The following is a 25,303-nucleotide window of genomic DNA, read 5'->3' as shown; positions in this document are numbered from 1 at the left end:
TTACCATAGAATACATAGCTATTTATTTCTACCATAACACAAACCACTAATATTCGTTAATTATTCATTTTTCGCAAGTGAAGTCCTGTTTTGCCATTTTCTATTGTGGCGTAAACTTCAATATTTGAGTCTTCAGCAATTTTTCCTAACGTAATCTCAACCTTATCTGAGCCAGTTTGTTTAACACTCAATCTTTGACTAAAAATAAACTCTCTAAATAGGTTAATGGCTTCCCGTCGTTCCTTTTCTTTTTTCACCGCGACAGCAAGCGTATACCCCTGATCAAGAAAAAACTTAATCGTACAAACCCGATAAAGAATACCAATTGAATAGAGATGATTTTGGTTCTTTTCACCCTGCTCAGAGTTAATGTAACCCTTTTTTTCCCAATAACGAATTTGACTTGGCGATACTCCTGTCATTTCTCCTAATTGAGACATTGTAATCCTTAGGTTACTCTGCTTAATCATTTTGCGAAATCGTTCTGATAGTAAAATATCCATCAAATTCCTCCAAGTATTTAATTCATAAGTCATTATCTTAAAATTTATTATCATTGTCAAATTATTTGACAATAGAATTAAATAGTTTTATATTATTAGGCATTGTCTAAAACGAAAAGAGGTATTTAGCTTGAATCAACAATCTATTCCAGTAGATATTAACAACAAGCCATACAACAGGAATCTAATGGTTCTCGTCCTATTAATCGGTGCTTTTTGTACTATTTTAAACCAGACTATTCTTTCAACCGCTTTTCCGGCTTTAATGGATGCTTTTAATATCAGTACATCAACGGTTCAATGGTTAACCACTGGTTTCTTGATGGTTAACGGGATCATGATCCCAATTAGTGCATATTTAAGTAGTCGTTTTAATACTAAAGGGCTATTTGTCATTGCAATGTCAATCTTTGAATTGGGAACAATCATGTCCTGGCTTGCCCCTTCCTTCGCTGTGCTTTTAAGCGGAAGATTAATTCAAGCGATTGGCGTTGGAATCAATATGCCATTAATGCAAAATATTATGCTAACAATCTACCCACCTGAAAAGCGCGGGGCTGCAATGGGAATTAACGGATTAGTTATTGGCTTGGCTCCAGCAATTGGACCAACTCTTTCCGGATGGGTCATCGATAGCTTTAGCTGGCGGTGGCTATTTGGAATGATCGTTCCAATTGCAGCCGTAGTAATCATTGCCAGTCTTTTTCTGGTTAAAAACGTTATTCCAAATCAAAAGCCACACCTTGACTGGTTATCAGTTATCATCTCTACTGCTGGATTCGGTAGTATGCTTTACGGTTTCTCCAGTGTTGGTAATGATGGCTGGACTGATCCGGTTGTCTTAACAACCATTATCATCGGAATTATTTTAGTTATCTTCCTCATTCTTCGACAAAACAAATTAGATGAACCATTTTTAGAGTTCAAGGTTTTCAAGAGTAATGAATTCACCCTAGCAACCATCTTGAGTTCCATTGTAATGATGGCCATGGTTGGTGTTGAATTAGTTATCCCGCTATACCTTCAAATTATTCACGGAATGTCTGCCTTCCATTCAGGGTTAACCCTACTCTTCGGTGCTCTTTTTATGGGAGTTATGAGTCCAATTACAGGAAATTTGTTCGATCGCCATGGCGCTAGACGGTTAGCGATCACCGGAATGTTTATTCTTTCCGTTGGTACAATTCCATTCGCCTTTATTACTCGTGATACACCAATTATCTACATTGTCTTCCTATATGCTGTTCGGATGTTTGGTATTTCAATGGTAATGATGCCAGTCACTACAGCTGGAATGAACTCTTTACCATACCACTTAATCTCACACGGAACAGCTGTAAATAACACCTTACGGCAAGTAGCTACTTCCGTGGGAACGGCCATTATGATCTCAGTTTTAACCAATGTTACTAACAACAATAAACCTGCTCATTCATTACTTAAAACCGCGCCACTACAATATAAGTCACAAATGTTTGATGCAACTTTAATGGGGTATCATTCAGCATTTTGGTTTGCAATCGCCTTTGCTTTGATTGGTCTCTGCCTTACTATCTTTGTAACAAGCGGCACAGGAATCCATATAAAAATTGACACAAATGATACTCAAAGAAAGGGGGATTCTAAATGATTATTATCTTAATGTTTGGGTCAGCACTCGTCCTGTTCGCCAGTGTAATGTTTATCAATCAACGTTCAGTAAGAATTGTTGGCACCCTTATTTTTGGTATTCTTTTTGTCGGCTCAACTGCTTTAATGACGTTAAATTACAGTCAGCATTTCGGAATGAAGCAAGAAACAACGGTTACTCGACAAGCTGTATACTCTGCAGCCGCCCCTCTTCCAATTGCCGTTTACCAACCGGTTGGAACTAGTGGTCAAGAAAACGTCTTAATTTATAAGACTAACCAGAAACAAAAGAAAGCCACTCACACTCAAGCAAATGAATATACGACAAGCAAGATGCAGTTCACTAACCGTTCTACACCTGAATTAAAAACAACCGAAACGCGGTGGCGATTTAAGAATAGTTTCTACAAATACCTCTTCTTATGGTCCGGAATAGACGGAACATTAGTCCGGCGAACAAATGTAATTGAATACCCACACACATTCGTTAAGCTTACCGCAGCTCAGGCTCAACGGCTGCAAAAAAAGATGACTGATGCTAATAATTCACAAATTCAGGCCCAAGCAAAAAGCTTTGTAAGTGCAAAAGTCCAGGCTGCAATGGTAAAGCAACCAAATATGAGTGCTCACCAAATCCAACAACTATCACAACAGGCTGAACAAGAATTTCTCGCTCAATTGATTAGAAAAAATTAAGTTTAATATTATGATGCAAAGAGACCGCGAAAAAGCAAAACGCTTTTTTCGCGGTTTCTTTTAGGTTATCCACCTAGCGTGATAATCTCATTTTACTTATCAGGAATTTCATTTATTTCCCGGGAAAATGTTAATTGTTTTAGGGTAAAAGGATCTTTAAATGATAGTTTAGTTGCCCAGAGTGCCTGATGCTGATACTTAGAAGTATCGCCACCATAAAGGTGATCACCGATCAATGGGTGGTTAATTGAAGCGAGGTGGGCTCGTATCTGGTGAGTACGTCCAGTATGCAACCGAACTCGCAGTTTGGTCCACCCCGCGCCCTTCTCTTCTACCCAATATTCAGTTACCGCACGTTGACCATCTTCAGCAATGACTCGTTGAACCTGACCCTCACGACGAGCAATCGGCTGATTAATCATACCGTGTTCCTCATCAAAGGTTCCTGATACAAATGCCGTATATTCCTTTAACATTTGGTGTTGCTGAACCTGTTGACTAATCATACTAGATGCAACATGGTGCTTAGCAATTAAAAGTAAGCCGCCTGTATACCGATCAAGTCGAGTAATCAAATGTGGCCGTTGGTCGACTGACTTTTTTTCAACCAAATAGCGGACTGCACGATTAAGGACAGTTCCATTGTCAACTGTAGGGCCAGGAATTGACGTTACCCCTGCAGGCTTATCAATTACCAGCCAATTATCGTCTTCATAAACAATATTAAGAGGGGCATCACTTAATTTTACCGATAAATCACGCATCTCCGGTTGAGCAATTATAGTTAATGGCTGGTTAGGCAATATCTTTGCCGTTGGTCGAACTTTTCGGTGATCAACCAAGAATTCTCCCTGACCATTCTTTAAATCATTGAAAAGGCGGTGCCCCATTCCCAATGACTGAAGAAACTTTTTAATTTTAATCGGTTCGGTACCTTGATATTGCCAAGTATTTTCCATTTTTACCTCCAAATTATTCTTAAATAAAGAAAGACTGGGGAGTTCCCCAGCCTTTCTTTATTTATTATGACGGTCCGTACGAGACTCGAACTCGTGATCTCATCCGTGACAGGGATGCGTCCTAAACCAACTAGACCAACGGACCATTTGACAATAAATAAAAGTATACGAAACTTCCTCTCAAGTGTCAACAACTTTTTAAATTTCCTTTTACTTCTTCATCAGCCATAAATACCTTATAATATTATTAGCATTCTATTGAGGAGGATACTATGGAATCCCTATATAAACGATTGTCATCATGGTGGGTTAAATACGCGCGACCGATAAAGGTTATCTTTGTAATCTCGGTCATTATCTTTGTCGTCCACGCCCTAACAAGCTTTTTCAAAACCGTTGATTGGCACAGGGTTGGCACAGGATTAAGCAATTTAACATGGTCAAGCATCCTAATTCTGCTTGTCTTTGGATGTATCGCAGTTATCCCAATGCTGGGATACGATTTTGCAATTGTTAAATTTCTTCCCGGTAAATTTAAACGATCATACATTATTCGTTGTGGCTGGATTACCAACACGCTCACAAATATTGCTGGTTTTGGTGGCGTCCTTGGCGCAACAATGCGGGCATATTTTTACCGTAAACACGCTAATAAAAAAGATATCTTATTAGCAATTTCTAAAATCGCTGTTTTCCTTTTGTCAGGTCTTTCGGTACTTTGCTGGGTTGCCTTAGCCTTTATGTTTATCTTTCATCAGGGAGGCCATTTTAACCAGTACGCACTCTGGCTTGTTGCCGGTGGTCTTTACTTCCCTGTTGTTTTTTACTTTACCCTGATTAATAATAACCGGTTGTTTAAAGACGTTACACCAAAAATTGAGGGACTCCTCGTCGGCAGTTCAACCTGTGAATGGCTCTTTGTCGCCCTTTTCTTCTTGCTAGTCGGTTGGTGTTTAGGTGTTCGTCATAATCTAGCATCAGTTTTACCCTTATATGTAGTTGCTCAGTTGCTTGGGGTTATTTCCATGATTCCCGGTGCCCTTGGTTCCTTCGATGTCATGATGATGTTTGAATTATCATTAATGGGAGTTTCTAAGCCAACAATTATTATTTGGCTCCTGCTCTTCCGAATATTCTACTATATCGTGCCACTAATTATTGCCGGAATTCTCTTCCTTCACGATTTAGCTCGGCAGGTTAATGACTTCTTTGATGGTCTGCCATTAGTTATTATTCAAAATACTGCTCACTTTCTAATCACAGCATTCATGTACATTTCTGGAATCTTGATGTTACTTGCCGCTGCGGTTCCTGACATCACAGCTGATAATAAGCTTTTTGCCCGACTTTATCCGTTTACTTTCTTTTTTATCCATCAATTATCCACAGTGCTCTTCGCCATTGCTATGCTAGCTTGTGCCCGTGGATTAGCGTCAAAAGTTCAAAAAGCTTACTGGCCGACACTTGCTTTACTATTAATCGGAATTATCAGCACTTGGTGGAATTTAAGAACAATGAGCCTAACAATTTATCTTGCCATTGTTTTAATCCTTATCCTCCTTTCAAAGCGAGAGCTCTACCGTGCAAAACTTCAGTACTCAATTAGCAAATTTGCAACCGACCTTTTAATTTTTGCCGGAAGCTGTATTCTTTACGTTATTGTGGGAGTTCTTAATGCTCCTCAATATACCCGGTCGCATAAGATTCCAAACTTCTTCCTTTTCCCAGGTGAAAAAGTTTGGTTCTCTGGCTTAATCGGTCTGTTGCTTGGTCTAATCCTTCTAGTTTTAATTTTACGTTACTTCTGTTCTGGCACTGACCCGTTTGCTAAACAGCAAAAGTTTGCTGCAGAGCGGATTCATAAGGTGATTGACCAATTCGGTGGCAGCCGGACTAGTCACCTCGCCTTCTTAAAAGATAAGAACCTGTATTTTTACCAAAAAGATGATCAGGATCAATTATATTTTATGTATCGCCGAAATTATGACCGATTGATCATTATGGGCGATCCTGTCGGTAATTCCGCTGAAATTCGGCCTGCTCTTCGTCAATTTTTAACGGAAGCCGACCTCTATAATTACCAGTTAGTCTTTTATGAAGTCTCCGGTGAATTTACGATGTTGCTTCATGAATTTGGTTTTGACTTCATAAAAACTGGTGAAACCGGCCTAGTTCGCTTGGCTGACTTTACCTTAGCAGGAAAGAGACAACGCTCACAACGGGCATTAATGCACAAATTCGATCGTGAAGGCTACCAGTTTAACGTTGTAAAGCCCCCATTTGACGACGAATTCATGCAAAAATTAAAGGCTGTTTCTGATGATTGGCTTGGAAAGCAAATAGAAAAAGGTTTTTCCTTGGGCTTCTTCTCACCAAACTATATTCAGCAAGCACCGGTCGCAACTGTTACAGATCAAGATGGCAAAATCGTTGCTTTTGCCACCTTCATGCCAACTGGGGGAAAGAAGTACCTCACTATTGATTTAATGCGGCATACCCACAATGCTCCTTCGGGTATTATGGATAAAATTTTCATTAGTATGTTCTTGTATGGTCAAGAACATGGTTACGAATACTTTGACCTAGGGATGGCCCCGCTATCAAATGTGGGTGAATCTCAATTTAGCTTTCTTGGTGAAAAGGTTGCTCACTTTATCTACGAATATGGTTACCACCTATACGGTTTTCAGGGGCTTCGGCGGTATAAGAACAAGTATGCTGATGTTTGGGAATCTCGGTATACCGCATTCCGGAAATGGAGTTCAATTATTAACTCAATGCTATCTCTTGTTAGCGTTATTAACCAACGTGCTGATAAGCAAGAAAAACGTCCCTTCTTTTCCTGGATTGCCCGTTAATTTGCCGCTAATTTAAGTTTGAACTATAATGATCGTGTAATCGTTTACACGATCATTATTTTTTATTAGGAAGGCGAATATTATGGCTACCGTTTACCTATCAGCAAAATTGCCAAAAGTGGCTACTGAAATATTAAATAAGGCTGCAATCCACTATGAGGTTTTTGACGGAAAAGGGTTAATTTCAAAAGATGAATTGATTAAGCATGTTAAAGACTGCAAAGTATTAATTACTCCGCTATCCACCCAAGTTGATCAAGAAGTGATTGACGCCGCTCCAAAACTTAAGTTAATCGCTAACTTTGGCGCCGGGTTTAATAATATTGATGTCAAATACGCCCGGACTAAGGGAATCGACGTTACTAATACGCCATTTGTTTCCTCAACTGCTACTGCCGAAGTTGCTAGTGGATTAGTTATTGCCCTCATGCGAAGAATTGTTGAAGGAGATCGCGTAATGCGCTCTGTTGGTTTTGACGGCTGGGCACCACTCTTCTTCCTTGGTCACGAATTAGCTGGCAAGACTTTAGGAATTGTTGGGTTAGGAAGTATCGGGCGTGGAGTTGCACAACGTCTCCATGCATTTAACATGAAGATCATCTACACCCAACGTCACCAAGCTGATCCAGCAACGGAAGCTCAATATTCTGCTGAATACGTTACGCTTGATGAGTTATTAAAACGTTCTGACGTGGTTACTCTTCACTGTCCGCTAACACCAGAAACGCACCATTTAATTGATGCTCCTCAATTCGCAATGATGAAGGATTCAGCATTCTTGATTAATTGTGCCCGCGGTCCCGTAATTAACGAGGCAGCCCTACTCAAGGCTCTTCAGGATCATAAACTTGCTGGTGCTGCGCTTGATGTTTATGAAGCTGAGCCAAACGTTGCTGACGGTTTCAAGAATCTCGATAATGTTATCTTGACACCACACATTGGTAACGCATCATTTGAAGCCCGGGATGCAATGGCTGAAATTGTTGCCACTAATGCCGTTAATGTTTTAACTGGCGAAGCTGCCAAATATATTATTAACTAAGTAGGATCAATCAAATTCTAACTAAACAAAGCGAGAACCACTTGCTATTATTTCTGATCTGCAAGCAGTTCCCGCTTTTTAATTAAATAATTATTACTTCACGTTCAAAATTGCAATAAATACAATAAAGATAAAGAAAAGGGCATACATAATTGGATGGACTTCCTTACCTCGCTTAGCAGCAATCATGGTAAGTGGATACATAATTAATCCAAGAGCCATCCCATCTGAAATGCTGTAGGTTAACGGCATCCCGATAACAATCAGGAATGCTGGAATCGCAATTTCGAGTTTTTCCCAATGAACCCGTTTCATTGACTGAGCCATTAATACCCCGACGATAATTAGCGCTGGCGCGGTTACTTGATTAGTAACTACCGGTAATAATGGTGAGAAAAACATTCCTAAAATAAAACAAATCGCCGTTACCACTGAAGTCAAACCGGAACGACCACCAACTGCGATCCCCGCTGACGATTCAACATAGGCGCCAACTGGTGAAGTTCCCAAGATGGAACCAACTAACATTGCACTAGAGTCGGACATTAAAGCTTTCCCAACCCGCGGCATTTTATTATCCTTCATAAACCCTGCCTGTTGAGCAAGACCAACTAACGTTCCAGCAGTATCGAAAAAAGTTACTAGCAAGAAAGTCAAAACAACAACCCAGAGCTGAATGGTATTAATATGGGAGAAATATTCAACACCAACGCCAAATGTTGGCTTTAAGCTTGGAGCACCCGAAATAACGTGATGTGGCATTGGAATTAGTCCGGTAATCAATCCCGCAATTGCAGTCACCGCCATTCCAATAAAGATTGCCCCCGGAACCCTTTTAACCATTAAAATCGAGGTAACAATTAGGCCGATAATCGTTAACCAGGTAGTTGGTGTAGTAAACGAGCCAAGGCCAACAACAGTCGACTTGTTAGCGACAATCAAACCACCTTGATGAAGTCCTAAAAAAGCAATGAATAAACCAATCCCACTAGAAATCGCGAATTTCAAATCACTTGGAATTGCGTCAATAATTACTTCACGTAACTTAAAAATTGTAATGAGGATAAAAATCAGTGAAGCAACAAAAACAGCAGCTAAGGCAGTCTGCCAGTTAACTCCCATCCCAATAACAACGGAATACGAGAAGAAAGCGTTAATTCCTAGAGCTGGAGCAGTAGCAATCGGGTACTTCGCATAAAGTCCCATCATTAATGTCCCGAATGCTGCTGAAAGTGCAGTTGCTGTGAATACTGCCCCTTGGTTCATCCCCGCTGCTCCTAAAACATTAGGGTTAACGAACAAAATGTATGACATTGAAATAAAAGTTGTGAAGCCAGCTAAAACTTCCGTGTGAATGTTCGTATTTAATTCATTAAGCTTAAAATAATTGCTAATTGCGTTCAAGAAAAAATCCTCCAAACAGTAATTACGAATAAAACAACAAATGGTATCTTATAATATTCGCATTCATCTGTAAAGAGGAATTTTAGATAAAATTTAGATATTTTGGGCAAGATAATCGTATAGCATGTCCTTCTTAATTTGCTTTGTGTCAACTCCTAAGACTTCTGCAATCTTAAAGGCGTATGCAAGAGCGGTTGCTGGGCCACGACTAGTAAGGATCTTTGCTTTCTCATCAACTACCGTAATTTCTTTGTGGAACCGGGCCGTTGGTACTTCTTTTTGAATTTCTTCATTTATTCCAGGATAGCAAGTGTAATCGTGATTATCTAACAAGCCATAATGAGCAAGCGCGATTGGTGCAGCACACATTGCGGCATCCCACTTACCCTCCTGATTACGCTGAACCATTAATTGCTTTAATTGTTCGTTATCACGAAGCCGTTGCGAACCACCCATGCCACCCGGAAAGGCAACAAGATCATACTCCAACAGCTGATCACCCATCAGCTCATCACAAGTCAATTTAATGTTATGAGCACCAAGAACTTCCTTATCTTCAAGGCCAACCATTTTGGCATCAATACCAAGGCGACGCAATACATCAATTACTGTTAACCCTTCAATTTCTTCGCATCCTGGCGCAAATACAACTGCAACTTCTGGCATAACCTAAGATCTCCTTCTCTAATTCTTTGTTTTAACTATTAACTAGTTTTGTTATTTCTGTCATCACCTGATCGGCCTCTGGCATCCGGTATATCGGAAAAATATGAGGTAAATCACGTCCAACAACAAATTTAACGGTCACTCCAGCATCACGGAGCTTCTGAACAAATAAGGCGCTATCTGGATACATAATCTCTCGGGTACCCACACAAACCAAAACATCCCGCAACTGACTAACATCGCCATTAATTGGACTTAGCCTGTAATCATCATGCTTTTCACTTGCAGCCCACAGTTTAGCCACTCGCTGTAACCCCTTAACTGATAGAGTCACGTCATGAGCCTCATACTTGGTAATTGTCGGGTTATTCAAGTCGAGATCCAACCAGGGCGAGATTAAAACTAAGTGTCCTGGTTGTGGCAGGTCGGTTGCTGCACAGTATTCGCAAAATCCAGCAGCTAAACCACCACCAGCGGAGTCACCCAGGAGTGTAATATTGCTAACCGGAACCTGATCATAAACTTGTCGATATAGCTGAGTAATCTCTCGATATGCCGTTTGAAACTGGTGCCGTGGAAGATGGGAATACAAGACAACATAAACACGCGCTCCTGTTTCTTGAGCTAACCGGTCAGCAAATAACCACTGCTCCTTTACAGGCGACTCAATATATGCCCCACCTGGTAAATAGATAATTGCCTTTTGTGGGCCTGGCTGTTCATTTAAGACATAGGTTCTCGCTAAAGTATTGGGTAATTTACGTAAGCTGACACTAAACGGAACTGCTGGCATCACAAAATCTTCTTCGCTTTCTTGTTGTGCTTCCGTAAGCATTTGGTGAAATTTTTGCTCATCAGTCATCCGTTGCTTAAAGCCGCTCACCTGGATTTGTAATTCAACAAAGGTTGCTCGTTGTGAACGGTGTTGACCACAGCATATTAATTCACGAATACTTTGGCCAAAATTGCTAGCAAGCTCAGAAGCAACCTGATGTTGAAATTTTGGTAATTTTCTCATGAGCTGTTGGGCTCCTCTTAATAAACTAATCGAGTTTCCCCGACCTCACTATAAATAGTTACTCTCATCGTAACACGATTTTAGCACCCAACTCCATTCAATTTTATTAAGTTTTGTCTTAAAATTAATTAATAAAGGAAGTAATCTCAATGCATCAGGAATCTCTTTTCGCTCAATCAAACAATAATACTCCGCTAGCTAACCGCATTCGTCCTAAAACTCTTGAGGAATTTATGGGGCAGCAACAATTAATCGGTAACGGCAAGGTTCTTCGTGACCTGATTGAACACGATCAGGTATCCTCACTTATTTTATGGGGACCGCCCGGTGTCGGTAAAACCACGTTAGCGGAAATAATTGCTCAACAAACAAAGTCCCATTTCATCACCTTCAGTGCTGTTACAAGCAGTATTCGTGATATCCGAAAAATTATGGAAGAGGCGGAGAAAAATCGTGAATTTGGTGAACGAACGATTTGCTTCATCGACGAAATTCATCGTTTTAATAAGGCTCAACAAGATGCCTTTCTTCCCTTTGTTGAACGGGGAAGTATCATTTTAATTGGGGCAACAACGGAAAATCCTTCTTTTGAAATCAACTCTGCCTTACTTAGTCGGTGCAAAGTTTTCGTTCTTAAATCATTAACAGTAACTGACATTATTGAGATTCTTAAAAGAGCAATCAACCACCCAGCTGGTTTTCCTGGAATTAAGGTTAGTTACAACGATGATGTTTTAACAATGATTGCAGAATTTGCCAATGGCGATGCTCGGGTTGCCCTCAACACTCTTGAAATGGCCGTGTTAAATGCTAATCATCATGATCATCAAGTGAATTTAACCATTGATAGCCTCAAGCAGCTGATCAATACTAAATCATTACGCTACGATCAGCATGGTGAAGAACACTACAATGTCATTTCCGCGCTCCACAAATCAATGCGCAATAGTGATGTTGACGCGGCAATCTATTGGTGTTCACGAATGATTGATGGTGGTGAAGATCCGCTCTACATTGCCCGACGGTTGGTCCGGTTCGCCAGCGAGGATATTGGTCTTGCAGATACTAATGCATTAACCGTTGCTATTAATACTTTCCAAGCTTGCAAATTTCTTGGTGTTCCGGAATGTGACGTTCACCTCACAGAGTGTGTTATCTACCTATCACTGGCACCTAAATCAAACGCGGTTTATAAAGCCCGAATGACTGCCAAAAAAATAATTAAAAAGACTGGTAATTTGCCAGTTCCCCTTCAAATTCGGAATGCACCAACAAAACTAATGAAGGATCTTCATTACGGTGCTCACTATCAATATGCCCACAATACTAAGGACAAACTAACCTCAATGAAAACAATGCCACCAGAATTGGCGGAGCAACAGTTTTATAAGCCAACAAGTCAGGGTCGCGAAGGGCGCTTTAAAGCCCGAATGGAGCAAATCAAAGAGTGGCATCGAGAAAATGATAATTAATAACTAATAAAAGAGCGTGAAAACTTAGTCATAACTGGCTTCTTCTTCACGCTCTTCACTTTTCATTAACCTCTTTTTACAGATTGCTTTCTATTTCGGATCCACATCACAACAACCATTACTAATGAAATAGTAATGAGGGTTAGTGCTGTGATCACAATATTTCTATACCCATTGTATAGAATATGACGCATCTCGGGTAACAACGCTCCTGGCAAACTACTTGCTGTTTTGGCGTTAGATAACTTATTTAGCATTCCCATTGTAATTCCATGATGGTGTTTGATTCCCTGCAGCAAGGCGTTATTAAGGATCACCCCATAAATTGCAGACATGAAAGTTTGACTAAGGATCCGCATCAAATAACCCATTGATGTTGCAATTGGAACATCTCGTAATTCAGCATCAGTCTGAACATTAATCTAAAGAATATTAAAAACTAAACCAACACCGAACCCTTCAAATGCACCAAGAATCATGATCAACCAGAATGGCGATTTCTGACCGCCAAGCAAAAGGCCGAGAAATGAAATAAAAATTGTCAAAGCACCTAAGCCAACAATTTCATACTTTGACCATCGATCCTGAATAAACGGGACCAATTCGGAGCCAAGAAAATCCGTCACTGCTCCTGGAATTTGCGTCATTCCACCAAGTAATGCCGATAGCCCAAGAAGTCCCTGAGCCCACATTGGAATATAAATAACAAAGGCAATAAAGGAACCCCAGATAATCACAAAGAGCATAAAGTCAATTACTAATTCATGATTGGTAAATAATCGATTCGGCACAATCGGGTCAGCGGCTTGCTGATCAACCTTTACCATCCACCATAGTAATGCCCCGCCAATAATCATTAGGCCAAGGATAACAGGAAGCGAGGCAACTCCAATTAATTGAACCGCAATCAAGATCAGCATTAAACTACTAACTAACAACGTCGCTCCCAAGTAATCAATTGGTTTACCGGCTGCCTGGGCATTAACATTCTTATAAAAGATTGCAATGATCGTAATTGCAATTAACGCAATCGGAACATTAACATAAAATACCCAATGCCAACTAAGCGCGTCAACGATCCACCCACCAAGGAGGGGACCAATAATTGAAGCAGTCCCGAAACAAGCACTTGATAAGCCAAGCACCGTGGCCCGTTTCTTTAGGTTAGTATAGATTTCGGCAAAGACAATAAATGGAATAGTGTTCATTCCCCCAGCGCCAATTCCCATTATTGCCCGGGCAATAATAAACCAGATAATATTTGGAGCAAGCCCCTGAAAAATCGCCCCAATCGCAAAAAGAGAGGTTGCACTAATGTAAGCAATTTTATTTCCCTTATGCTCACCAAACTTACTCCACAATGGAGTTGCAACGGCCATCCCAAACAGGAAGATCGCTACTATCCATCCCATATACTGAAGAGCATGCAAGTCACTAGTAATTGCCGGTAATGCCGTATTAACAATCGTCCCGTCCATTCCCGCCATAATGTTAGATAACAATAAGGCTCCCGTAACGATTGTTCGTCGTTGTTTTAACTCCAAATTCTTGTCCCCTCCCCAGAATAAAGATAGCGGGTTCCGCAGCATTCCGCTTCCCCCGCTTGCTATCGAATATTTTCTAGTTAATAACTAGTCATGTATTATACAAAGAGTTGAAAATTAACTCAACCTCTTTTCAATTCCAAGTAAATATTTAGTTAGTCTTTTTAATAAAATTCCCTAACCTTTGCCAATCACGCAAAATAGTTGGCTCTAGTTTTCGACTATATAGAACTGCAGCCGGATGATACATCGGTACTAGTAAGGTATTGGTTGTTGAAAACTCATAGCCGCTGCCATCTTTTTTAGCGTGCTGAATTGGTTGATTCAACAATTGACCGTGAAGTTTTCCAATGTTAGCTTGTGGTCCAAGTAACCGTTGCAACGCAGTATTGCCTAGTGGAACGATTATTTTAGGTTGAACCTGAGCAAGTTCCCAATCAAAAAGGTTAGCAAATGCTAAAACTTCCTTCTTTGTTGGCGTCCGGTTTGGCTTTTTTACTACCTTAGCACCAGTTTTCTTATCAACGACCTCTTTAATTGAGTATGGTCGTTGACGAACAACACTGGTGATATAAACACTATTCCGGTCATAACCAATCGTTGCTAACATTTTCATTAATTCTTTACCAGAGGCCCCTGAAAAGGGAATGTTATGAACTTCCTCGTGGCGACCAGGAGCTTCACCAACCAGCATCAAGTCTGGCTTTAATTTTCCTTGACCAGGGGTAAAGCCAGCAAGATTTCGTCCAGCAACTCGTTGGTGAACTTCAGCTAAAAGATTTTGTGGATATTGAATGATCATTTCATCACTCCCATGTTAACCATTATGCCGCCATTTTGGATCAGTAATGATTCGGGCAGTAATTAAACCAAGCGGTAAGAAAACAACAATTAGGAGGGCCTTAGTAATCCAGAGCGCACCAACACTAATTGAGGTTAGCCCCATATTATACATTGCCTGATACATATATAATCCAGGAACCATAATTACGATCGAAGGGACGGTAATTGAAATCTGTGGATAGTGAATTTTCCGCTTAACAATTGAAGCTAATAACCCAGCAATCAATGCCCCAATAAACGCACAGGCACCGGCAGGAATATTACTATAATCTACTAATTCTAAGCGAGTCGTATTGGCGATCGCTCCAATTAATCCTGCAACTGTTGCCATCTTCGGCGTACTATTAAACATGATTGAGAATCCAAAGACACCACCAAAACTCGTCACAACCCGTAGCAGCATTAACATTAACGGTGGTAACGGTAGAGCCGCTAACGTTCCTGGTCGTAGTCGGACAGCCATTGCCACAATCCACCCCACTAATGTTGCTACCACAATGATGGTCACCGCGTAGGCAAGTCGTTCAAGACCTGATCGCATATCTAACTTAGAAATGTCTAGGCCACTAGTAATGAATGGGAAGCCGGGAATAATGAAAAGCATTGCTCCAATATATCCCGTTTCGTGACGGGGACTAATGTGAAATAACCATTGCATCCCAACAAAAGCAAACAGGTAAAAGAGACAAGCAACCGCGACTCCTACAGAAACACAGGCTAATAACGTAATATGGCGATCAATTAACTTCCGCCGAACATAGTTTCCTAAGCCCGCGCCAAGAAAACAGCAAGCCATTTCAACAGGTCCGCCGCCAAGCAGGAAAACGAAACAGCTACAAGCTAAAGCAGCCGCTAGACCAACTTGAATTGGCGTGTAATTTCCTCGACTATGAGCAATCTTTTCAAGGCGATTATGAATCTCACCAATTGTCATCTCACTGCCATGTTCGTGAAATTCGTCGATGAACCGTTCCATCTGGGATAGTTTACTCGTATTAATCCCAGTGCTTGGTAACGACAATGCTTGGGTATAGCTATGGTGAGCATCCATACAGGTATACTCTAGTGAAACCAGTCCAATATCAGCCGAACAGGTCATCTTTAGTTCACGGGCAACAATATTCATTGAGTCACGAACTCGCCAAGCTCCCGTTCCGTATGACAGCATCATTAAACCGATTCGTCCGGCAATTGCGGCTCGCTCCACCAGGTTAGCTTCACCTGCTGGCGTAAAATTATCATTAGTAAAGAAGTCTTGCCACGGGATTGCCATATGGTGATGTGTCGAAATGTGTTCTGCGGGTTCGAATCCCATTATCCCTTCTGTATCTTCTGCGTCACTTTTTTTCATGACTGCTTTTCCTCCATCAATTCCGTTCAGTTTAAATTCACATAGATAATTATACCGACCTTGTCAACCACTAATTATCAAGTTGAATCTGTTTGACTCGCCGAATAAAGTCCTGCTCGTCATCATTCAGAACGTATCCTTCCCGAATTACGATTGAAATGTAAAACTTTTCTGGAATCGGATCAAGGATATCTAATGCTTTAATTCCTGGTTCATTTGTCGCAGCATCCCTAACCATTAGGCTAATCCCCTTATCCTGCCGAACAAGTTCCTTAATCCAAGAAATATTTGGCAAGCGATAAACAACAATTTGAGGTTTTATTTGAGCATATGTGCAATATGCCTGAAACGCAGATTGATGAACATATTGCTGATCGTAATTAATAAATTTTTGCGTCGCTAATTCATTAAAATAAACCGCATCCTTTTGAGCAAGTGAATTTTGCTTACTAACGATGATTCCAAAAGACCGTGTTGCCACTAATTCAGCAAAAATACCATCTTCATTAATCGGTGTAGTTGAACCCAAAATGGCAATATCAATTTTTCCCTTCCGCAACTGATTAAGCAGATCGTGGGAACCAACTGAGGTTATTCGAAGACGGGAAAGTAAATCACCAGAAAACTCCTCAACAATTTTTGAAATATATAGTTTCCCAATAATTGGCGGCAAGCCAAACCGAATCTGCTTTTGGTTAGCACGGCTAATTTCTTTCCGTGTTAGATCGATCTTGTCATTAATCAGAACAGCATTTTCATAAAGAAGTAACCCACTTCGCGTAATCATTTCATCACGATGAAAGCGATCCTTACGAACTAATTGGGTATTAAATTCCCTTTCTAATCGTTGAATTGCTTGAGTAATACTCGGCTGGGAAACCTTAAATTCTTTAGCAACCCGTGTGTAATTTTTATATTTAACTAACGCAACAAAATACTGTAAATCGCGGGTATTCATTTTCGTTCCTTCCTTTTTTTGATACATAATCATATCTTACGCCATAACCAAACAGAACGGCAAGCAGATAATAATGACAAGTGTAATTAATTATCTCCGAATACAAAAAAACAGACTGACGAAAATAATTAATTTTCGTCAGTCTGTTAGTTAATTTTCTATTCTAAACTTTGAGTGGTTGAGCAATAGAGTTAAGAGTTGCTCGCCAGGAACTTGCTAGAGCTAATGTTCTAGGCGACCAAGCCGAAACGTGCTCACCGTGACCACAACTTCCGCCTAGCTATCCCGTCCTTGATTGTAAGCAATCATCGTCCGGAATTTTCTAGTGCTCAGTTGCTAATTCGTCACGGCTCGCACTCTACTACAGCCTAAGCTCCCTCAAGATAACGACCTCTCTCCTAGGCGCTAGTCGCCTTCGTCGAGAGAAATCGTTATCATCCGGGAGCTTTTTTACGGCTTCGCACTCTCAAATTACCACATACCCAATACTTTCATCCAGAGACTTCCGATACCGATCCAAACGACGATGTAGAAGATCCCGAGGACAAAGTTGAGTGACCACCACTTGGATTGAGGAACGTAACCAGAACCAAAGAGAACTGGTGCAGGACCTGAGGCGTAGTGCGTAGTAGATGCCATTAAGTTACCGAAGAACCCAAGCATCAAAGCAACTAACATTGGTGGAACGTTAGCAGAAATTGCCACTGCTAAGAAGGCACTGTACATTGCAGTAACGTGGGCAGTTGAACTAGCAAAGAGATAATGGGAGTAGAAGTAAACCACAATCAAAATGATTAATACTAATACCCAGTTCATTCCGTGAAGTGAGCTACCAACAGCCTTACTTAACCATGGAATAAATCCTAAGCTTGTTAATGAACCAGCCATCATAACCAGAACAGAGAACCATGTTAATGTGTTCCAAGCACCGGTTTCATGCAAAACATCTTGCCAACTGAGAACCCCAGTTAAGAGAAGTAATCCTAATGCGATGAAGGCAGCCAAAGTTGCATCAACTCCAATAAAGCTACCAACAATCCAGAGAACTAATGCCAATACAAAGATTACCGCCATCAACTTTTCAGGGAGAGTCATTGGTCCCATTTCTGAAAGCTGATCTTCAGCCCACTGCTTAGCGTTTGGTGTTTCCTTAATTTCAGGCGGATACATCTTGTAGATCAACCATGGTACAACGATTAATGAAATGACACCCGGTACCAAGGCAGCTAAGAACCAGCCAACCCAGGTAACATTAACGCCATTCCCCTTAGCAAGGGTTTGAACTAGTGGGTTAGCAGCCATCGCCGTCATGAACATTGCAGCGGTAATCATATCACCATGGTATTCAGCAAAGATTAAGAATGAACCAATCTTCCGCGAGGTCCCCTTCTTGGGATCTGAGCCAAATGACTGTGATAATGATTCAATAATTGGATATAAAACACCACCAGCACGAGCAGTGTTACTTGGAGTCGCTGGTGCCAAGATTAGGTCAACCCCAATTAATGAATAAGCTAAACCAAGTGTTCGCTTACCAAAGGCCTTAACAAAGTTCAATGCAATCCGCCGACCTAGTCCGGTCTTGATAAACCCACGGGCAATGAAGAATGCCATTGCAATCATCCAAATAGAAGCATTCCCAAAGCCAACAATTGCTTTTTCCATTGGTACAGTTTTTGTCAATACCGTTAAAGCAAAGGCAACAATTGATACCCCACCAATTGGTAATGGCCGAGTAATACATGCAATGATCGTTGCAACGAATAAGGCAAACATATGCCAACCAGCAACCGGAACTGCAGCCGGCTTAATTGGGGTCATAAACCATAAGATTAGGCCAACGATAACAGGCCAAATGAACCCCTTATAATTTACACTTTCTAATTTTTTCATCTTTCCGTCCCTTAATTAAATAGTAATAATTGCTCGCGGTGGTTTTTCACCACCAACTGTTGCTATTTGTTTACAAACTCCGTGCGTAAAGGGCCACTTGTTGACCTGCTTGACGACCAAAGACGATCGTTTCAGCAATGGAGTTTCCCCCAACACGGTTGTTACCATGAAGACCACCAGCTACTTCACCGGCAGCGAAAAGTCCCTTAATGATGTCACCATTTCCATCAAGTACTTGAGTCTTTGGCGTAATGTGAATTCCCCCCATTGTGTAGTGAATAGCAGGGGCGATGTGGATAGCGAAGAATCCTGGCTTGGTAATACCACGATCCATCCCCGTTGTCCGACCAAATTCAGCATCATCATGGTTTTCAACTGCTTGGTTCCAGGTGGTAACAGTTTGCTTCAAGTTGCTTGGATCCACGTTAATCTGCTTAGCAAGATCTTCAATCGTTTCACCATGAACAACTAAGCCAACCTTGTCATAGAATTCAATTGCCTTAACATGATCGCGAATTCCTTGATCAAAGATTAAATAAGCACTGTGCTCCGGTAACGCGGTAATTGCATTTGCACAAATCTTCCGCGTATTTAGTTCATTAACGAACCGTTTTCCTTCACCATTAACCATAATGGCCCCTTCACCACGAACTGCTTCACCAATCAGGTAAACGTGAGGGTTATCTTGCTGAACAGTTGGGTGGACTTGAACTAAATTCATTTGCATTAATTCAGCCCCAACGTTTTCAGCTAATTTCAACCCATCACCAGTAGCACCTGGTTGGTTAGTTGTTTTGTAGCTTTCAAGATCTGGACGGAACCGCTTAATGTATTCTTTTGAAGCACCGAAACCACCAGTGGCTAAAATAACTGCTTTCGCATTAATAACCTTAATGATTCCGTCAGCGTTAACTTCAACTCCATTAACCCGGCCATCGTCAGTCCGTCGTAACTTAGTAACTTTCGTCTTGTTAAATACAGGGATATCTTCCTGAGCAACGACTTCCAGTAAACTCTTCACCAAGAAGCCACCAATTGGTGCCATACTTGCTGGACGGTGGGTCCGCTTCTTAGACATTCCCCCCGTAATGGTAATATCATCCAGTTTAATGTCATGATCGGCTAACCAATCGATTGCTGGGGCAGTGTGGTAAACGAAGTAGCCTAACATATCTTTATCGTTGAGCCGACCACCATCCTTATATGTTTCATGGTAAAAGTCAGCAACGTTATCGATCACACCATGGTGAAGTTGAACATTGGTTTCAGCAGCGTTCATTCCAGAAGAAGCCCGGTTAGTATTCCCACCAAGTTCCTTTTCCTTTTCTAGTACTGCAACCTTCATCCCTAATTCATTTGCTTGAATAGCGGCTGAAAGGCCAGTCCCACCAGAACCAATAATTACAACATCATAGTCATTTTCTAATTTGCCAACAGATGTTGGTTGAAATTCTGCCATTACGTAGTTCTTCCTTTCAATATTAGTTAGCTTTAGCTCTAGTCCTTACGATCAACGTTGGTCATCTTAAGCATGTCCATCCATTCGTCGTATTGTTCTTCAGTTACCTTAACAGACTTCAAAGCAGCTTCCTTCAAAGTGCTTCCTGCCTTATCAGCAGCTTGAGCAATCTTAGCGCTGTCGTGGTAACCAATGTGTGGTGATAATGCCGTAACAGTCATCAGTGAGTTATCAACTAATTCTGCCATCCGGTCTTCATTAACGGTCATGCCATGGATCATCTTGTCCGCAAAGCCCATGATTGTCCCAGTCATCAAGTCGGCTGATTCAAGGAACGCATCAATCAATACTGGCTTGTAAACGTTCATTTCAAAGTTACCCTGTGATGATGCCATTGTTACAACAGTATCATTACCGAATACCCGTAAAGCAGCCATTGTTACGGCTTCAGCTTGGGTTGGGTTAACCTTACCAGGCATAATTGATGAACCAGGTTCGTTAGCTGGGATGTTTAATTCACCGTAACCAGCACGTGGACCTGAACCCAAGAAACGAATATCTTGAGCAATCTTAAACATATCGGCAGCTAAACTCTTCAATGCGCCGTGGACAACATCTAATCCTGAGTGGTTAGCTAAGCCGTAGAACTTGTTTGAATCAGCTGTTAAGTTTAAGCCGTATACTTCGCTAAGCTTTTCAGCAATCTTCTCTGGCCTCCCTTCAGCAGCGTTTAATCCAGTACCAACTGCAGTTCCACCAATTGCTAATTCATTTAAGGTTGGTTCAAGGGTCTTAATGTAGTCAAGGTCATGTTCAAGAGAAGCCACATAACCGGATAATTCTTGGCCGAAAGTCAACGGCACGGCATCTTGCAAGTGAGTCCGACCAACCTTAACGGTGTGCATGTACTTTTCTTGCTTAGCCTTCAATTCATCAATCAAGTGTTGAACAGCTGGCTTCAACTTATCAAGAGCTTCTAAAGCAACAACATTCATTGCTGTTGGGAAGGTATCGTTAGAACTTTGCCCCTTGTTAACATCATCGTTTGGTAGGATTTCGATGTCAGGGTTAAGTTGGTGTGCCTTATGAGCAACAACTTCATTGGTGTTCATGTTGGTTTGTGTACCAGAACCGGTTTGGTAAACCTTCAATGGGAAGTCTTTACGTAATTTTTCATCGCTCAAAGCTAAGAGTTCATCAATTGATTGAACAATCAAGTTACCCTTTTCTTCAGAAATAGCCTTTGTTTCCATGTTTGCTTGGGCAGCTGCCTTCTTAATGTTCAGCAAAGCACGAATAATGGCTAATGGCATATACTGACCAGTTGGGAAGTTGTTCCGACTCCGTTCTGTTTGTGGTCCCCATAATGCATCTGCAGGAATTTGAACTGGACCAAGAGTATCTTCTTCAGTACGGTATTTTGTCATTGTAAAAGCCTCCATTGTCTAAATAAATCGTCTATTTGTGAAAAAATACACATCAATTACACTACTATCCTAACGCGGTATAATATCCATAGTCAAACATTCAATATGTTATAAAATTCACTTATAGTGTCTTCTTAATCACTGATAATCATTGAGTCCATCATCAATCGTTGAATAAATTTCACAAGCAAACCAAACAAAAAATTCTAGTTAAATTCTCAATGAAATAACTAGAATTTTTTGCTATATAAGATTAAAATCACAAAGTTATTAGACAGAACAACCCGATTTTAGCATTAGTTCTCATTATCAATCGTTACCTTTTCCATGATAACGTCCTTTTTCGGCTTATCCATCCTATCACGCTTAGCTTGGCTGATCTTTTTTACTACATCCATCCCGGTAATTACTTGGCCAAATACGGTATGACGGTGATCCAGCCATGGGGTGCCACCCACCTCTGCGTAATGATCGATAATTTCTTGTGGATAGCCAACTGCTTTCATTTGTTCAATCATATTAGCCGGAACATGTTCGTTAGAAACAATGAAAAACTGACTGCCATTAGTGTTAGGACCAGCATTAGCCATTGAAACCGCTCCGTTAAAGTTGAACAATTCATCGGAGAATTCGTCCTCAAAAGCTTTTCCATAAATACTCTTACCACCACGACCAGTTCCGGTTGGATCGCCACCCTGAATCATAAAATCAGGAATTACCCGGTGAAAGATCACCCCATCGTAGTAACCCTTTTCTGCCAATTGAACAAAGTTATCAACGGTCTTGGGTGCCTGCTCCTTAAATAGCTGAACTTTAATTTCACCAAGGTTTGTTTTGATTGTTGCTTGCGGCCCCTTCACAGCCCCAAGTTTTAGTTGCGGATATTGCATTTTGCTTCCTCCTTAATTTTTACTCATGACTTATTCTTAGCACACAAGCGCCTTTAATATCACCACGTTTAACGTATTTTAGTGCATCAAGCGCCTTTTCAAGCGGGTATTCGGTAACTTCTGGATGAATATTAAGACGATCGGCTAATGTTAAGAATTCTTCTCCATCACGGCGAGTATTACTTTCAACACTCGTTAGCGTCTTTTCATGGAAGAGGTGTTTTTGGTAGTTCAGTGTTGGAATATCCGACATGTGGATCCCTGCCATTGCCAACGTTCCTCCGGGAATTAAACTCTCCAATGCTGGCAAAACGATATCGCCAACTGGAGCAAAAATAATTGACGAATCTAACGGGACATCCGAAAGATCATATGCCCCCTTAGCAGAAACACAGCCAAGCTGAAGAGCAAAATTTCGTGCATCAGCCCCCCGAGTAAAGACGTGAACTTCTACTCCCTGAGCTAATGCAATTTGCGCTGTTATATGTGCGGAGCCACCAAAGCCATACAAACCGAGGCGACCACCTGCAGGAACATTTGCCCGCTCATAAGCCCGGTAGCCAATTATCCCCGCACATAATAGTGGCGCTGCTTCGAGGTCATTAAACTTCTCAGGAATCCGGTAAGCAAACCCTTCTGGTACGGTAACATACTCAGCATAGCCACCATCATGGTCCCAGCCGGTATAAACTGAATGCGGGCAGAGGTTTTCATGACCGGAACGGCAGAATTTACAAACGCCACATGCATGCCGGAACCATGGAATCCCAATTCGCTCTCCTAATTCAAATCGTTGTGTTTCTGGCCCAAAAGCAACTACCTTACCAACAATTTCATGTCCTGGAGTAACGTGCTCACGATGAACCGGCAAATCGCCTTCTGCCACATGTAAATCGGTATGGCAAACACCACAAGTAAGGACCTTTACTAAAACCTCTCCGCGTTGTGGTTGTGGAACCGGCTTGGTAACAAGCTTTAGTGGAGCATTTTCGCCATCAATTGGACCAGGCGTTGTTACTTCCCAGGCACGCATTGTTTTTGGAATTTCAACTTGATTACTCATCTTCAAGACCTCTTTTAATTAGCTTTCTGTAAACTATTGTAGTCTTTTTTGAATATTTGTGAATTAACAAACAATAAAATCATTGATACTGTTTAGCAATTTCTGCCGTTAAAGCAGACCATTGTTTTTGCAACTGGTTAACATTTAAGCCACTATTGATTGTCTGATCATCCTGAGCAGCTAGTTCTAAACCAGCTGTTCCGCCAATATCATCTACGATCCCCTTGCCATTGCCATCTAAGACTTTTGGTTCAGTCGGACTTAGTCGATAACGTCTAATTGGCGTCGTTTTCTCAATTAGAATGTTGAATTGCCAAGAATCACCAAAATCATATTCGAGTATTAACTGATCTCCCTGATGAGCCTCCCCTAACCAATGGAGCGTAATATTCTCTCCGCCATCAAGGTACGGTAATTGGTAGTTTTTCTTGTTTAATTGAAGGTTATACAGGTGTGAGCCGGTTGCACCAAAACTAGCCATAATGAAGTAACAAAGATCATCAAGACGGGTTTCGCCACTAAACTGAAGTCGTCGCCACATGCTCGGCTGGTAATCTGCTAATTCAACTTTTATTTGATATTCAAGTTTACGGTAACGGTGGGCATGTTTTAATGAAGAACGACGCCGGGCAAGTTCGGATTCTGCGCTATGCAGCATTCTTTCTAACCGGTAACCTTCCTTAGCGGGCGTTGCGTTATCAATTGCCTGGTTTAATGCCTGACTAAACTGGTCAAAGTCAGCATCAGCAAACAGATCCTGTCGTTTAAGAAACCGACCAAATTCCCGAAAGGCGGTTCCCATCCCCCGGTACTTTGAAGTAGTTAATCGTTCACTATTGCGTTTGCCATAATCATAAACGTAATAATAAATTGTCGAAATATCGTCCAGAATTGTCTTCCCACCTTCTGCAAGATAAGATAGGTAATCCGTTGCGTAATCAGTATCCCGATCAATAATTTGATCACTCTTCCCAACTTGTTCCAGAGAAGAACGGTAATCTCGAATAATCTCCTCGCTAACTTCTGACTCATTCATAACATCATTGAGCGATTCAGAATGGTAAAGATATCGCCGATTATGCTCATTAAGCGTAGGATGTGCGGGAACAGCAAAATTATTAATTACGTAATTCTCAAAAAGTTCCGTTGCTGTCTGAACCTCGTTTGTTTTGACATCCTGCAGCTTTAAATTTTTCATCAACGCGAGTGAAATTGCTGGGTTACTAGGATCGTCATCCCACTGCACAATATCAGGTCGCGTTAACAGGTTTTGAAAAATCTGCAACCGCTGTTGGAGTGCAGGAACAACCGGCCGAACAAATTCAACCTGTTTTAATTGGGCATCACGAATCATCCGAATTTTAACCCGTGGTACCGGAAGAACTTCTAATAAGCGGATTAGCTCACGCTTAAACGTTGCGGTAAAAGCCCGCGGGTCACTAAATTGCTGAGGATGACGGACAATTACCGGTAACGATAGAAGGTTATTCATTACAATCATAAAATCGCCGGTTACCCTAATCGACCAGGCATCAGTGCGCATCAACCGTTGTTCATCAGCTAGCCTTGTATTGGCGTGGAGATGCTGAGCAACATTATTTTCAACAGCAATTAACACCATCATCACT

19 protein-coding genes, 1 tRNA gene and 1 pseudogene are annotated in these 25,303 nt (G+C 41.2%); 5 read left to right on the top strand and 16 right to left on the bottom strand.

Annotated elements, in window-relative coordinates; all coding sequences use genetic code 11:
* Positions 1-56: 56 nt before the first annotated feature.
* Complete coding sequence (locus PRK60_RS01230; RefSeq protein ID WP_273646166.1) at positions 57-503, bottom strand: MerR family transcriptional regulator; 447 nt, start codon at positions 501-503, stop codon at positions 57-59.
* A 130-nt stretch (positions 504-633) separates the two neighbouring features.
* Here PRK60_RS01230 and PRK60_RS01225 point away from each other — a divergent pair, with 130 nt between their 5' ends.
* Both PRK60_RS01225 and PRK60_RS01220 read left to right on the top strand, forming a co-directional pair.
* Positions 634-2,133 (top strand): MDR family MFS transporter, encoded by a 1,500-nt coding sequence (locus PRK60_RS01225; RefSeq protein WP_273646165.1) that lies wholly within the window; start codon positions 634-636, stop codon positions 2,131-2,133.
* Positions 2,130-2,828 carry a DUF4811 domain-containing protein gene (locus PRK60_RS01220; RefSeq protein ID WP_102168177.1) on the top strand — a complete coding sequence of 233 codons (699 nt, stop codon included), beginning with the start codon at positions 2,130-2,132 and terminating at the stop codon, positions 2,826-2,828. Before PRK60_RS01225 ends, PRK60_RS01220 begins: the two co-directional genes overlap by 4 nt.
* A 92-nt stretch (positions 2,829-2,920) precedes the next feature.
* On the opposite strand, the gene PRK60_RS01215 is transcribed toward PRK60_RS01220, so the two are convergent.
* Complete coding sequence (locus tag PRK60_RS01215) at positions 2,921-3,787, bottom strand: RluA family pseudouridine synthase (protein WP_273646164.1); 867 nt, start codon at positions 3,785-3,787, stop codon at positions 2,921-2,923.
* Between the two features lie 70 nt (positions 3,788-3,857).
* A tRNA-Asp gene (locus tag PRK60_RS01210) sits at positions 3,858-3,932 on the bottom strand.
* 127 nt (positions 3,933-4,059) lie between these two features.
* Here PRK60_RS01210 and mprF point away from each other — a divergent pair.
* Positions 4,060-6,645 carry a bifunctional lysylphosphatidylglycerol flippase/synthetase MprF gene (mprF, locus tag PRK60_RS01205; protein WP_148444454.1) on the top strand — a complete coding sequence of 862 codons (2,586 nt, stop codon included), beginning with the start codon at positions 4,060-4,062 and terminating at the stop codon, positions 6,643-6,645.
* Between the two features lie 82 nt (positions 6,646-6,727).
* On the top strand, positions 6,728-7,687 hold the full coding sequence (locus PRK60_RS01200; protein WP_102168180.1) for a 2-hydroxyacid dehydrogenase family protein: 960 nt from the start codon (positions 6,728-6,730) through the stop codon (positions 7,685-7,687).
* A gap of 93 nt (positions 7,688-7,780) precedes the next feature.
* Here PRK60_RS01200 and PRK60_RS01195 read toward each other — a convergent pair whose 3' ends face one another.
* The 3 genes from PRK60_RS01195 to PRK60_RS01185 form a co-directional block, all read right to left on the bottom strand.
* Entirely contained in the window at positions 7,781-9,091 is a 1,311-nt protein-coding gene (locus PRK60_RS01195) for an NCS2 family permease (protein ID WP_102168181.1), read from the bottom strand.
* Positions 9,092-9,184: 93 nt separating this feature from the next.
* Positions 9,185-9,757: a DJ-1 family glyoxalase III gene (locus tag PRK60_RS01190; RefSeq protein ID WP_178695517.1), complete on the bottom strand. Its 573-nt coding sequence runs from the start codon at positions 9,755-9,757 to the stop codon at positions 9,185-9,187.
* A gap of 31 nt (positions 9,758-9,788) precedes the next feature.
* Positions 9,789-10,775 carry an alpha/beta hydrolase fold domain-containing protein gene (locus PRK60_RS01185; RefSeq protein WP_273646163.1) on the bottom strand — a complete coding sequence of 329 codons (987 nt, stop codon included), beginning with the start codon at positions 10,773-10,775 and terminating at the stop codon, positions 9,789-9,791.
* 149 nt (positions 10,776-10,924) lie between these two features.
* Here PRK60_RS01185 and PRK60_RS01180 point away from each other — a divergent pair, with 149 nt between their 5' ends.
* Positions 10,925-12,247, top strand: coding sequence for a replication-associated recombination protein A (locus tag PRK60_RS01180; RefSeq protein ID WP_102168184.1), 1,323 nt, complete (start codon positions 10,925-10,927; stop codon positions 12,245-12,247).
* 65 nt (positions 12,248-12,312) lie between these two features.
* On the opposite strand, the pseudogene PRK60_RS01175 reads toward PRK60_RS01180, so the two are convergent.
* The 10 genes and pseudogenes from PRK60_RS01175 to PRK60_RS01130 all read right to left on the bottom strand — a co-directional run bounded on the left by PRK60_RS01175 (position 12,313) and on the right by PRK60_RS01130 (position 25,299).
* Positions 12,313-13,836 (bottom strand): annotated as a pseudogene (locus tag PRK60_RS01175) (MFS transporter).
* Positions 13,837-13,942: 106 nt separating this feature from the next.
* Positions 13,943-14,593 (bottom strand): uracil-DNA glycosylase, encoded by a 651-nt coding sequence (locus PRK60_RS01170; protein WP_273646162.1) that lies wholly within the window; start codon positions 14,591-14,593, stop codon positions 13,943-13,945.
* A 15-nt stretch (positions 14,594-14,608) separates the two neighbouring features.
* Complete coding sequence (locus tag PRK60_RS01165) at positions 14,609-15,949, bottom strand: threonine/serine exporter family protein (protein WP_102168236.1); 1,341 nt, start codon at positions 15,947-15,949, stop codon at positions 14,609-14,611.
* A 106-nt stretch (positions 15,950-16,055) separates the two neighbouring features.
* Positions 16,056-16,943, bottom strand: a complete 888-nt coding sequence (locus PRK60_RS01160) for a LysR family transcriptional regulator (RefSeq protein WP_273646161.1) — start codon at positions 16,941-16,943, stop codon at positions 16,056-16,058.
* A 471-nt stretch (positions 16,944-17,414) separates the two neighbouring features.
* The gene (locus tag PRK60_RS01155) at positions 17,415-18,836 is read right to left on the bottom strand and encodes an anion permease (protein ID WP_273646160.1); all 1,422 of its coding nucleotides are present in this window, start codon (positions 18,834-18,836) and stop codon (positions 17,415-17,417) included.
* 70 nt (positions 18,837-18,906) lie between these two features.
* Positions 18,907-20,295: a flavocytochrome c gene (locus tag PRK60_RS01150; protein ID WP_273646159.1), complete on the bottom strand. Its 1,389-nt coding sequence runs from the start codon at positions 20,293-20,295 to the stop codon at positions 18,907-18,909.
* Between the two features lie 38 nt (positions 20,296-20,333).
* Complete coding sequence (locus PRK60_RS01145; protein WP_273646158.1) at positions 20,334-21,722, bottom strand: class II fumarate hydratase; 1,389 nt, start codon at positions 21,720-21,722, stop codon at positions 20,334-20,336.
* A gap of 296 nt (positions 21,723-22,018) precedes the next feature.
* The gene (locus tag PRK60_RS01140) at positions 22,019-22,612 is read right to left on the bottom strand and encodes a peptidylprolyl isomerase (protein ID WP_102168190.1); all 594 of its coding nucleotides are present in this window, start codon (positions 22,610-22,612) and stop codon (positions 22,019-22,021) included.
* Between the two features lie 19 nt (positions 22,613-22,631).
* Positions 22,632-23,675, bottom strand: a complete 1,044-nt coding sequence (locus PRK60_RS01135; RefSeq protein ID WP_148444458.1) for a zinc-dependent alcohol dehydrogenase family protein — start codon at positions 23,673-23,675, stop codon at positions 22,632-22,634.
* 79 nt (positions 23,676-23,754) lie between these two features.
* Positions 23,755-25,299, bottom strand: coding sequence for a plasmid pRiA4b ORF-3 family protein (locus PRK60_RS01130; protein WP_273646157.1), 1,545 nt, complete (start codon positions 25,297-25,299; stop codon positions 23,755-23,757).
* Positions 25,300-25,303: the final 4 nt, after the last annotated feature.

This window comes from Limosilactobacillus portuensis (genome assembly GCF_028607025.1).
GTDB lineage: Bacteria > Bacillota > Bacilli > Lactobacillales > Lactobacillaceae > Limosilactobacillus > Limosilactobacillus portuensis.
This window is presented reverse-complemented; position numbering and strand designations above follow the sequence as displayed.